A 12,345-nucleotide genomic window follows, 5' to 3' on the forward strand; every position below is an offset into this window, starting at 1 on the left:
GGTTTGTCATCAGTAATAAACCACGTCTAATAATGTAGACAAATATGTGTGGTTATCACCATTTAGGATAAATTTATTTAAGGTACAAGGTGGCTGTTAAAATGCGTAATTACAAAGAAAAAGAGAAAAGAAAACGTGCGGATGAAAAGAAGTTTAAAGAATTACAACAGGTATTATCTATTGAATTTAAAAACGAAAAATTATTAAGACAAGCTTTTACTCATTCTTCATATGTGAATGAGCATCGAAGAAAGCCTCATGAAGATAATGAACGACTCGAATTTTTAGGAGATGCGGTATTGGAATTAACAGTATCCAAATTTCTCTATATTAAATATCCGATGATGAGTGAAGGTGAATTAACAAAATTAAGAGCAGCGGTCGTGTGTGAACCTTCCTTGGTTGAATTTGCTAATGAAAGAGATTTTGGCCAATATGTTTTACTAGGCAAAGGAGAGGAAATGACTGGGGGGAGAATGCGTCCGGCACTATTAGCTGATGTCTTTGAAGCCTTTATTGGAGCACTATATTTAGACCAAGGGATTGATGTTGTTGTTTGCTTCTTAGAAAAATATGTTTTTCCTAAGATAGACTCTGGCGCATTTTCTCATGTAATGGATTTTAAAAGCCAATTACAAGAATTAGTGCAGAGAGATTCAGCGGGAATGATTGAATATAAGATTCTGCAGGAAAAGGGACCGGCTCATAATCGTGAATTTGAGTCAACTGTTTATCTAAACGGTGAAGAGCTTGGAACTGGTACAGGTCGTTCAAAAAAACAAGCGGAACAACATGCAGCGCAAATGGCATTAGAAGTACTTAAAAACCATGTGAACTAAATCTTTATAAAGGTGAAAAGGAGATTTAGTAAGGGAGGAGCAGAATTTTGTTTTTAAAGCAACTCGATATCGTCGGTTTTAAATCTTTTGCTGAACGAGTAACAGTTGATTTCGTTACTGGTGTAACTGCAGTTGTTGGCCCTAATGGAAGTGGTAAAAGTAATATTACGGATGCCATCCGTTGGGTATTAGGTGAACAATCAGCTAAATCGTTACGTGGCGTGAAAATGGGTGATGTTATTTTTGCAGGTAGTGATACACGCAAACCATTAAACTATGCAGAAGTTACTTTAACGCTAGATAATCATGATCAATTTTTACCACTTGACTACAGTGAAGTTAGTGTAACAAGAAGGGTTTTTCGTTCGGGAGATAGTGAATATTTAATTAATAAACAACCTTGTAGATTAAAGGATATTGTTGAGTTATTTATGGATTCGGGGCTAGGGAGAGAAGCATTTTCGATCATAAGCCAAGGAAGAGTAGAGGAAATTCTTAATAGTAAGCCGGAAGAAAGAAGAACGATTTTTGAAGAGGCTGCAGGTGTTTTAAAATATAAAACACGTAAAAAGAAGGCGGAAGTCAAACTAAGTGAAACAAAAGATAATCTAAACAGGGTAAACGATATTCTTCACGAATTAGAAACCCAAGTTGAACCATTGAAGATGCAAGCTTCTATTGCTAAAGATTATTTACAGCAGAAAGAGGAGCTTGAACAGTTTGAAGTCGGTTTAACAGTTTATGAAATAGAGGATTTGCATAAAAAATGGGAACAGCACTCGAATGATTTTGATCAACAGCAACAGCAAGAAATAGCCCTTTCAGCAGAGGTACAAACGAAAGAAGCGAAAATTGCTGAAGTACGAGACCGCACAGTCGCATTGGATGAATCAGTTAATGAATTACAAGAAGTACTCCTCCATGCGAGTGAAGCATTAGAAAAACTTGAAGGTCGTAAAGAAGTGCTTAAGGAAAGAAAGAAAAATGCTTCGCAAAACAAAGAACAGTTACAAAAAAACAAAGAAGTATTAACCATACGTGTAGAGGAACTTAAAAAGTTAAGACAAGAACAAGATCAAAAAACGCTTGCTTTAAAGTCTGAGGCCTCTACTTATGAAAAACAACTTTCCGAGAAGTTAGAACAGTTGAAGTTATATAGCGTTGATATTGATGAACAAATTGAGAACTTAAAAAGTGAGTATATTGATCTTTTAAATACTGAAGCAGCAGCAAAGAATGAACAGCAGATGTTGCAAAAACAACTTACGCAACAAGCAACGCGTGAAGAAAAGTTGATTGGTGATAATAGTCGATATATTGAGGAAAGAGAAGTATTGCTCGAACGTAAAGCGGCGTTATTGCATGATCATGAGGCAGTTAAGGCACAGTTAGACAACCATATACACCAATATAGGCAAAAGCAAAAAGAATATGAAATGTTGCAACAAACCTATGAAAAGGATGAAAAGAAATACTATCAAGCCATTCAATTTCTACAACAAGCACAGTCTAGAAAAGAAATGTTGGAAGAGTTGAAAGAAGATTATTCCGGGTTTTTCCAAGGTGTGAAAGAAGTACTGAAAGAAAGAAACAATCGCCTTACTGGTATTGAAGGAGCAGTGGCGGAGTTAATTGAAGTTCCTAAAGAATATCAAACTGCAATGGAAGTTGCGTTAGGCGCGGCAATGCAGCATATCGTTGTGCAGACAGAAGCTGATGGGCGAAAAGCCATTCAATATTTAAAGAGCCAATCCTATGGTAGAGCGACTTTCTTGCCACTTGATGTGTTAAAAAAGAAAACATTGAATGAAGCGCAATTAAAAATTGTGAAAGAACACGAAGCGTACATAGGGACAGCTGCTTCTTTACTGCAATATGATGCTAAATATGCTCCTGCTATTGAAAGCTTACTAGGCAACGTAATAATTGCCAGTGATTTAAAAGGAGCTAATACGCTAGCCAAGCTATTAGGGTATCGCGTACGAATAGTCACACTCGATGGTGATATCGTTAATCCTGGTGGCTCAATGACAGGCGGAGCGGTTAAACAGAATAAATCATCGATATTAAGTAGAAAAAATGAGCTGGATGATTTGAATGATAAAATCACTCATATGGATCAGCAAACAAAAGAACTTGAGGCACGTGTGAAGAAAATGAAGCAACAGTTCAAAGATGCTGAGCATATATTAGAAACGCTTAAGCAAAAGGGAGAACAATTACGCGAAGAAGAGCAAAGCCGTCTTGGTCTCCTTAAAGATATGGAGTATGAAGAGAAAAGAGTAAATGATCGCCTTTCTTTGTATGACCTGGATAAGGCACAATTTGTTGAAGAGAAAAGCCGCTTCGTCAATCGAGAAAACGAATTAACAGAAATACTGCGAAATTATGCTGAAGAAATTATCTCATTAGATAACCAAATTAAAGAATTAACGCAATTAAAGAATGTACAACAAACGTCAAAAGAAAGCTTACAAGAAGAGATAAACGAATTAAAGGTGCAATTTGCTTCTAAAAGTGAGCAACTAAAATCTGCACAAGATCGTTTGCGTTCAATCGTCTCAGAAAAAGCAGACACAGAAGAGAAATTACAACTCGTTATAGATGACTTGCATTTATTATCATCAGAAATGACAAATAATTCCTCAGGAGAACAACATCTCGAAGAAGAAGCAATGAGAAAGCGTGAAGATAAGAATCAAACGATTGAACTAATCGCTAAACGCAGAGAAGAAAGATTTTCATTGCAAACAGTACTTGAAGATATCGAAGTGGAGTTAAAAGAGTTAAAACGTCTTCATAAAGGAAGAGTAGAAGGATTAAAAGATCTTGAAGTGAAAATTAATCGATTAGACGTAGAGTTAGAGACCCGTTTAACACATTTGCGTGAAGAATATATGCTCTCTTATGAAGCAGCGAAAGAGGCATTCCCACTAAGTATTGATGTGGAAGATGCACGCAAAAAGGTAAAGTTAATCAAATTAGCAATAGATGAACTTGGCACGGTTAATTTAGGTGCCATTGATGAATATGAACGTGTTTCAGAACGTTACGAGTTTTTATTAGAACAGCAGAACGATTTACTAGCTGCAAAAGACACGCTTTTCCAAGTCATAGATGAGATGGATGTGGAAATGAAAAGGAGATTTCAAGAAACATTTGAAGGAATTCGTTTCCACTTTGAATCTGTTTTTCAATCATTATTTGGTGGGGGACGTGCAGATCTTAAGTTTACAAATCCTGAGGACTTATTAAATACTGGTATTGATATCGTCGCGCAACCACCAGGTAAAAAGCTGCAAAATTTAGGGCTTTTATCTGGTGGAGAAAGAGCTTTAACTGCGATTGCGTTATTATTTTCTATATTAAAAGTCCGGCCTGTCCCATTTTGTATATTAGATGAAGTAGAGGCAGCCTTAGATGAAGCTAATGTGCACCGCTATGCGAAGTACTTAAGAAACTATAGCCATGAAACACAGTTCATTGTGATTACTCACAGAAAAGGAACAATGGAGGAAGCGGATGTATTGTATGGTGTTACGATGCAAGAATCCGGCGTTTCAAAAATGGTATCTGTAAGGCTTGAAGAAACAAAAGAGATGGCGATGAGCTAACATAATGATAAGTCCCATTAGTAATTAGTTAGTGGGGCTTATCCTCATACATATTAATAGTAATTATTAGCAGATTGGAGTTATGAAAATGAGTTTTTTTAAGAGGTTGAAAGAAAAAATCACTTCACAAACGGATACTGTTACAGAGAAATTTAAAGACGGGTTATCAAAGACAAGAGATAATTTCTCTGGCAAAGTTAATGATTTAGTTGCAAGATATCGTAAAGTGGATGAAGATTTCTTCGAAGAATTAGAAGAAATTCTTATCCAAGCAGATGTTGGTTTTGATACTGTCATGACATTAGTAGAAGAATTAAAGATGGAAGTGAAAAGAAAAAATATTCAAGATCCGAAAGAGGTCCATGCAGTTATTTCTGAAAAATTAATTGATATTTATGAAAGAGCAGGCGAATCTTCTGCAGATTTAAATATTCAAGACGATGGTCTAACAGTTATGTTGTTTGTCGGCGTCAATGGTGTGGGGAAAACAACGACAATAGGAAAACTTGCTCATAAGCTAAAAGGGGAAGGAAAAAAGGTTATGTTAGCCGCAGGAGATACGTTCCGTGCTGGGGCGATTGAACAGCTTGAAGTATGGGGCGAAAGAGTCGGGGTTGAAGTAATTAAACAAGGGGCAGGATCTGACCCTGCTGCAGTGATGTTTGATGCTGTACAGGCAGCAAAGTCAAGAAAAGCAGATGTACTTATTTGTGATACAGCTGGTCGCCTGCAAAACAAAGTGAATTTAATGAAAGAACTTGAAAAAGTAAAACGTGTCATTGAACGAGAAGTACCAGGTGCACCTCATGAAGTTCTGTTAGCTTTAGATGCGACAACTGGGCAAAACGCAATGGTTCAAGCGAAAACGTTTAAAGAAGCGACAAATGTAACAGGTATTGTTTTAACGAAATTAGACGGAACAGCTAAAGGCGGCATCGTCTTGGCCATTCGAAATGAGTTGGAAATCCCAGTGAAATTAGTTGGTTTAGGTGAGAAAATGGATGATTTACAAACATTCAATGCAGAACAATATGTGTATGGATTATTTGCCGAAATGGTTGAAGCAGAAGAATAAGAATAAGAATAAGAACAAAGCTCATTGCTGAAGAATGCAATGAGCTTTACTTAATGAAATCGGTTATTTTAAAATGACGGAAGCTTGGCTCACTAATATAGCTTATATATAAGTTGACACACTATAAAAGTCAGTCTATGCTTGACAATTCAGTGTGTGATAGGTAAACTTTACATTGTAAAGGCTTTTCACTTAACAAGGGGGTTTAGAGATGCTTGAAAAAACAACGAGAATGAATTATTTGTATGATTTCTATCAATCGTTGTTAACACCAAAACAAAGCAGCTATATGTCCCTTTATTATCTTGATGACTACTCCTTAGGTGAAATTGCAGAAGAGTATCACGTGAGCCGTCAGGCAGTTTATGATAACATAAAGCGTACAGAAGCGATGCTTGAGGAATACGAAGAGAAGTTATTATTGTTTCATAAATTTCAAGAGCGCGCTAAAATTATTGCAAAATTAAAGAGTAATTTTCAACCAGAAAGCTTAAAAGAACAATATGAAGCCTTGCTGGAAGAGCTTGAGAAATTAGATTAGGAGGCGGCGTGCATGGCATTTGAAGGTTTAGCCGACCGACTGCAGAATACAATTCAAAAAATCCGCGGAAAAGGAAAAGTAAGTGAAGCGGATGTAAAGGAAATGATGCGTGAAGTTCGCTTAGCATTACTTGAAGCCGATGTTAACTTTAAAGTAGTTAAACAATTCGTTAAAAAGGTAAGCGAACGTGCTGTCGGACAAGATGTAATGAAAAGTCTGACTCCAGGACAACAAGTCATCAAAATTGTTAAAGAAGAATTAACAGAGCTTATGGGCGGCGAACAAAGTAAAATCGCTGTTAGCAATCGTCCACCAACTGTTATTATGATGGTTGGGTTACAAGGGGCAGGTAAGACGACAACGACAGGAAAGCTTGCAAACTTATTAAGGAAGAAATATAACCGTAATCCAATGTTAGTGGCAGCTGATATTTATCGACCAGCGGCTATTAAGCAATTGGAGACATTGGGCAAGCAAATTAATATGCCTGTGTTTTCCTTAGGAGATCAAGTTAGTCCTGTTGAAATTGCCAAACAAGCCATTGCTAAAGCGAAGGAAGACCATCATGATTATGTGTTAATCGATACAGCTGGTCGTTTACATGTGGATGAAACCCTGATGACTGAGCTTAAAGATGTAAAGGACTTGACAAATCCAGACGAAATCTTCCTTGTAGTTGATGCAATGACGGGACAAGATGCTGTTAATGTAGCGTCTAGTTTTAACGAACAGCTCGGGCTCACTGGTGTGGTATTAACTAAATTAGATGGTGATACCCGTGGTGGAGCAGCACTATCTATTCGCTCAGTCACGGAAACACCGATTAAATTTATTGGACTTGGTGAGAAGTTAGATGCAATTGAAGCTTTTCATCCAGAGAGAATGGCCCAAAGAATTTTAGGTATGGGTGACGTGCTTTCACTTATTGAAAAGGCGCAAGCTAATGTAGATGAGGAAAAAGCGAAAGAGCTAGAAAAGAAAATGCGTACAGCTTCGTTCACGCTTGATGATTTTCTAGAGCAACTTGGTCAAGTGAAGACGATGGGGCCACTTGATGAATTATTAAAGATGATGCCTGGTGCAAACAAGGTAAAAGGGCTGAATAACTTAAAAATTGATGATAAACAAATTGCCCATGTTGAAGCCATTATTCAATCAATGACACAAGAAGAAAAAAGTCAGCCTGAGATCATTAATGCAGGTAGAAGAAAACGAATTGCAAAAGGTAGTGGGCGAACGGTCCCTGAGGTCAATCGCTTACTGAAGCAGTTTGAAGAAATGAAAAAAATGATGAAACAGATGTCAGGAATGCAACAAAAAGGGAAGAAAAAGGGCGGTTTAAAGCTTCCTTTTAACCCTTTTTAATAAAAAAATACTATGTAAAGAAAAAAACCTTTACAAACCAGGGTAGTATCTGATAATATACTATCTTGTGTGAAACTATTCGGAGGTGCTTTAAAAATGGCAGTAAAAATTCGTTTAAAACGTATGGGAGCTAAAAAATCTCCTTTTTATCGTATTGTAGTAGCTGATTCTCGTTCACCACGTGATGGACGTTTCATTGAAACAGTAGGAACTTATAATCCAGTTGCTCAACCAGCAAGTGTTGATATCAATGAAGAACTAGCGCTTAAATGGTTACAAGATGGTGCTAAACCGTCTGATACGGTTCGCAACTTATTCTCAAATGCTGGTATTATGGAAAAATTCCATAATGCAAAGCATGCAAAATAAGTGATTAACTTATGATCAAGGACCTTATCGAGACAATTGTGAAGCCCCTGGTTGATTTTCCTGAAGATATTCAAGTGAGTATTCGTGAAGAAAACCGAGCGGTGACCTATTTGCTTTCTGTCAACAAGAATGACATGGGGAAGGTAATTGGTAAGCAAGGGCGCATTGCAAAAGCGATAAGAACTGTTGTTTATGCAGCAGGTACTTCTCAAGAAAAAAAGATTTTCTTAGAAATTAAATAATCGATTCTATCGATATAGCTGAATAAACATACATGAGAAAGGAGGGGAGACCCTCCTTTTTTCACCATTAAACAAAATTTTCACATTCTATTATTGAATGGAGGCTGGTTGATCTTGCAAATTATTCAAACGGTTACTGTGAAACAAGTTTTAACTGAAACGAGTAAACAGGAATTATTAAATAACTATGAATGGAAAAAACAGCAACTACAAAAAGAATGTGATCAATTTAAGTTTGAAATGAGAAAGTGGGAGAAGAACCAAAAGGCCCAAAATGGCCATCTTCGCTCCTTTTTTGATAAAGAAATAGAATCAAGAAATGAAAAAATGAAATTACTTGATTTTCAAATAGAGCAATTACATATGCTTCCACTTGGAAGTGAATTAAAAGAAAAAGAAGTTCAATCGTTAATAACCATCGAAAAGGGAGATAATTGGGAAGAGATCGAAAAAGGAAAAACGATTATCATTAAAGATGGATTGGTTGACGATATCCGCTAGAGGTGAGTATGAAATGGAAACATGGTTTAATGTTGGTAAAATTGTAAATACCCATGGTGTTCGTGGTGAAGTTCGCGTCATTTCTCGAACAGATTTTACAGAAGAACGCTATTCACCAGGAAATAAATTGACCTTATTTATGCCTGATAATAAACAAGGGAGAGAATTAACAGTTTCATCCCACCGCAAACATAAGTCTTTTGATTTACTTACTTTTGAAGAGGTTGTCGGTATGCAAGAAGCTGAAAAGCTTAAAGGTGGCATTTTAAAGGTAAATGAATCGCAATTGAGTGCATTAGAAGAAGATGAGTTTTATTATCACGAAATCATTGGGTGTAAAGTCTACACGATGGATGGTGAAGAGCTTGGTGAAATTAAAGAAATTCTTTCACCAGGTGCGAATGATGTTTGGGTGATTAAAGGTAAGCAGAAAAAAGAAATCCTCATTCCTTATATTGCTGATGTCGTTAAGGAAGTAAATATCGCTGATCAGAAGATTATGATCGATTTGTTAGAAGGCCTATTATAATGAAAATAGATGTACTATCTCTATTTCCAGAAATGTTTGCAGGTGTATTCGGTCATTCTATCTTAAAAAAAGCAAGTGAAGCAGGAGCTGCATCTTATAATGTAGTGAACTTTAGGGAATATGCGGATAATAAGCATCAAACAGTCGATGACTATCCCTATGGTGGCGGAGCGGGTATGGTGTTAAAACCACAGCCGATTTTTGATGCTGTCAGTGATATAAAGAGTAAAAGTGATGCAAATCCTCGTGTTATTCTTCTATGTCCTCAAGGAGAAAGATTTACACAGAAAAAGGCTGAAGAGCTTGCCGAAAGTGAGCATCTAATTTTTATATGTGGACATTATGAAGGTTATGATGAACGGATTCGTGAACATATTGTAACTGATGAAATTTCCATTGGTGATTATGTGTTAACAGGTGGAGAATTAGGAGCTATGGTTGTCATTGACAGTGTGGTGAGATTATTGCCTAATGTTTTAGGAAATCAAGAGTCACATATGAAAGATTCTTTTAGTACTGGGATGCTTGAACACCCTCATTATACGAGACCAGCTGATTTTCGAGGATTGAAAGTGCCGGACGTATTAACCTCAGGAAACCACCTTCATATTGAACAATGGCGACAGAGGGAATCGTTAAAGAGAACGTATCAACGACGTCCTGATTTACTTGAACAAATAGATTTGACTGATGAAGAAAGAAATTGGTTAGAAGAAATTAAAAAAGAACAGATTTAACATTGATGTTCTGCGGATGATATGGTATTATAATCTTTGTGACTTGGGCTTGTTAAAAGTCTTTTGTCTGATAACGATGTTCCGCTGTAACACAAATGGTTTGCATGAGCGTCTTGGGAGGAGTTGAAAACGATGCATAAATTAATTCAAGAAATCACTCAAGAACAACTTCGTTCGGATCTACCTGAATTCCGTCCTGGTGATACTGTACGTGTACACGTTAGTATCGTAGAGGGAACTCGTGAGCGTATCCAAGTATACGAAGGAGTTGTGATTAAGCGTCGTGGTGGTGGAATTAGCGAAACTTTCACAGTTCGTAAGATTTCTTACGGTGTAGGCGTAGAGCGTACATTCCCTGTACACACACCTAAAATTGCGAAGCTTGAAGTAATTCGTCGCGGTAAAGTCCGTCGTGCGAAACTTTACTACCTACGTAACCTACGTGGTAAAAAAGCTCGTATTAAAGAAATTCGATAATCGGTTTAACAAAAGGGATGTAAGTTCAACTTATGTTACCTTAGTTAAAATGAAGAAAGGAGAGCTTGTATTTTTACAAGCTCTTTTTCTATACATATTTCTCATTTCTGATATGATAATAACATACTTATAGGCTGTTTTTTCAGCATTGGTAGTGTTAAGAAGCAGTTTGATTCTACTAAATCAAACAATAGTTCATTGTATAGTTGCATCGTCTACTTCTTTTATGTATAAAATAAGAGTATGTCAATAATTGAGAGAATAAAACGCAGCTGTATAAGTGGCTATGCTTTTAAAAGAGAAAGAATGGTGGGGAAACGATGGCTAAGAAGAAAAGTGAATTATGGGAATGGACAAAGGCATTAGTTGTCGCCGTCTTGCTAGCAGCAATTATTAGATATTTTCTTTTTGCACCGATAGTGGTAGACGGATTATCGATGATGCCAACACTGCATGATCAAGACCGAATGATTGTCAATAAATTCAGTTATAAAATTGGAGAGCCTGATCGGTTCGATATCATTGTTTTTCATGCACCAGAAAATAAAGATTATATTAAAAGGGTCATTGGTTTACCTGGAGACAAAATTGAATATAAGGATGATACATTATACGTAAATGGGGAACCTTATGAGGAGCCATATCTTGACGAGTATAAGCAACAAGTAGCTGACGGTCCATTAACAGAGCCATTTACGCTAGAAGAGAAAATCGGCCAAGAAACAGTGCCTGAGGGCCATTTGTTTGTAATGGGTGATAATCGCCGCTTTAGTAAAGATAGCCGTCATATTGGCCCAGTTCCTATGGAAGATGTATTAGGAACTGCTGGAATTATTTATTGGCCGATTGAGGATATTAGATTAATTAAGTAGATTTGAATGAATGATAACATCTAAAACACAATATGGCGCTTAAGGTGATTGCATGATTTCTCTTAACTTAAAGGATGAGTTTATCCTTTTCCTTAAACAAGCGCCATGATTGTGTTTTTTTAGTACGTAATAGGTAATTTAAATGTTTAATAAAGCGTAAGTTTGAAATGTGAATTTAAAGGTGATGATACGTAATGACAATACAATGGTTTCCAGGACATATGGCGAAAGCTAGACGAGAAGTAACAGAGAAGTTAAAATTAGTCGATATTATTTTTGAATTGGTTGATGCAAGGATTCCTCTATCTTCACGCAATCCAATGATTGAACAGATTATTCAACAAAAGCCTAGATTAGTATTGCTTAATAAAGCAGATATGGCCGATCCTATCCTAACGAAACAGTGGATTGAATATTTTAAAAGCAAAGGATTAACCGCAATTAGTATTAATTCACAAGATGGTCAGGGTATGAAGGATATTACTCTAGCAGCCAAACAATTACTTCAAGAGAAATTCGACAAGCAAAAAGCAAAGGGAATAAGGCCGCGAGCCATTCGAGCAATGATAGTTGGCATACCTAATGCAGGTAAGTCAACCTTAATTAACCGCCTGGCGAAGAAGAATATCGCTAAAACAGGTAATAAGCCTGGTGTCACGAAGGCACAAAGTTGGATTAAAGTTGGAAAAGAGATGGAGCTACTTGATACGCCAGGGATTTTATGGCCGAAATTCGAAGATCAAGAAATTGGTTTAAAGCTTGCATTAACTGGTGCGATTAAAGATACGATCTTAAATCTACAAGATATTGCTGTTTATGCTCTGAGATTTATGACAGAACACTACCCAGAGAAGTTAGTTGAGAGGTATCAATTAAATGAGCTTCCTGAAGAAATCGTAGAACTATTTGATGAAATTGGCCAAAAAAGAGGCTGCTTAGTGAGCGGTGGTACAGTTGATTATGATAAGGTGACAGAGTTAATCATTAGAGAGTTCCGCTCAGAAAAATTTGGTCGCTTAACATTAGAAAGTCCGAAAGATATAATAGAAGAAGAGTAATGTGTTCATTGAATGGAAAGAAGAATGGAGTAAGTACATTATCCGAGTATAAAGGTCTTAATCATAGGCCTTTATTTTTTCGTCCATAAATGCAAATGTTTAAGAATTTGACCAATCTGTCGATGA

Annotated in this window: 13 protein-coding genes; all 13 read left to right on the forward strand. The window is 36.7% G+C overall.

Features of this window, described 5'->3' with window-relative positions; translation table 11 throughout:
- Positions 1-101: 101 nt before the first annotated feature.
- The 13 genes from rnc to ylqF all read left to right on the forward strand — a co-directional run bounded on the left by rnc (position 102) and on the right by ylqF (position 12,219).
- Entirely contained in the window at positions 102-839 is a 738-nt protein-coding gene (gene rnc, locus MKX78_RS09950) for a ribonuclease III (RefSeq protein WP_095369558.1), read from the forward strand.
- A gap of 47 nt (positions 840-886) precedes the next feature.
- Positions 887-4,453: a chromosome segregation protein SMC gene (gene smc / locus MKX78_RS09955; RefSeq protein ID WP_328199081.1), complete on the forward strand. Its 3,567-nt coding sequence runs from the start codon at positions 887-889 to the stop codon at positions 4,451-4,453.
- Between the two features lie 88 nt (positions 4,454-4,541).
- A complete protein-coding gene (gene ftsY / locus MKX78_RS09960) occupies positions 4,542-5,528 on the forward strand; it encodes a signal recognition particle-docking protein FtsY (protein WP_095369556.1) in 987 nt (328 codons plus the stop codon).
- A 211-nt stretch (positions 5,529-5,739) separates the two neighbouring features.
- Positions 5,740-6,069, forward strand: coding sequence for a putative DNA-binding protein (locus tag MKX78_RS09965; protein WP_095369555.1), 330 nt, complete (start codon positions 5,740-5,742; stop codon positions 6,067-6,069).
- Positions 6,070-6,081: 12 nt separating this feature from the next.
- Positions 6,082-7,434, forward strand: coding sequence for a signal recognition particle protein (gene ffh / locus MKX78_RS09970; protein WP_095369554.1), 1,353 nt, complete (start codon positions 6,082-6,084; stop codon positions 7,432-7,434).
- 96 nt (positions 7,435-7,530) lie between these two features.
- Complete coding sequence (rpsP, locus tag MKX78_RS09975; protein ID WP_095369553.1) at positions 7,531-7,803, forward strand: 30S ribosomal protein S16; 273 nt, start codon at positions 7,531-7,533, stop codon at positions 7,801-7,803.
- 14 nt (positions 7,804-7,817) lie between these two features.
- Entirely contained in the window at positions 7,818-8,045 is a 228-nt protein-coding gene (locus MKX78_RS09980; RefSeq protein ID WP_095373476.1) for a KH domain-containing protein, read from the forward strand.
- 114 nt (positions 8,046-8,159) lie between these two features.
- A complete protein-coding gene (locus tag MKX78_RS09985) occupies positions 8,160-8,546 on the forward strand; it encodes a YlqD family protein (RefSeq protein ID WP_095369552.1) in 387 nt (128 codons plus the stop codon).
- 13 nt (positions 8,547-8,559) lie between these two features.
- The gene (gene rimM / locus MKX78_RS09990) at positions 8,560-9,075 is read left to right on the forward strand and encodes a ribosome maturation factor RimM (RefSeq protein WP_095369551.1); all 516 of its coding nucleotides are present in this window, start codon (positions 8,560-8,562) and stop codon (positions 9,073-9,075) included.
- Positions 9,075-9,812 carry a tRNA (guanosine(37)-N1)-methyltransferase TrmD gene (trmD, locus tag MKX78_RS09995; RefSeq protein ID WP_095369550.1) on the forward strand — a complete coding sequence of 246 codons (738 nt, stop codon included), beginning with the start codon at positions 9,075-9,077 and terminating at the stop codon, positions 9,810-9,812. The genes rimM and trmD overlap by 1 nt, the downstream gene beginning before the upstream one ends.
- Positions 9,813-9,944: 132 nt before the next feature.
- Positions 9,945-10,289: a 50S ribosomal protein L19 gene (gene rplS, locus MKX78_RS10000; RefSeq protein WP_095369549.1), complete on the forward strand. Its 345-nt coding sequence runs from the start codon at positions 9,945-9,947 to the stop codon at positions 10,287-10,289.
- A gap of 320 nt (positions 10,290-10,609) precedes the next feature.
- A complete protein-coding gene (gene lepB / locus MKX78_RS10005) occupies positions 10,610-11,161 on the forward strand; it encodes a signal peptidase I (protein ID WP_095369548.1) in 552 nt (183 codons plus the stop codon).
- A gap of 194 nt (positions 11,162-11,355) precedes the next feature.
- Complete coding sequence (gene ylqF / locus MKX78_RS10010) at positions 11,356-12,219, forward strand: ribosome biogenesis GTPase YlqF (RefSeq protein ID WP_251161464.1); 864 nt, start codon at positions 11,356-11,358, stop codon at positions 12,217-12,219.
- Positions 12,220-12,345: the final 126 nt, after the last annotated feature.

The organism is Cytobacillus sp. FSL R5-0569 (assembly GCF_038007265.1).
In the GTDB taxonomy this organism is placed as follows: domain Bacteria; phylum Bacillota; class Bacilli; order Bacillales; family Cytobacillaceae; genus Cytobacillus; species Cytobacillus kochii.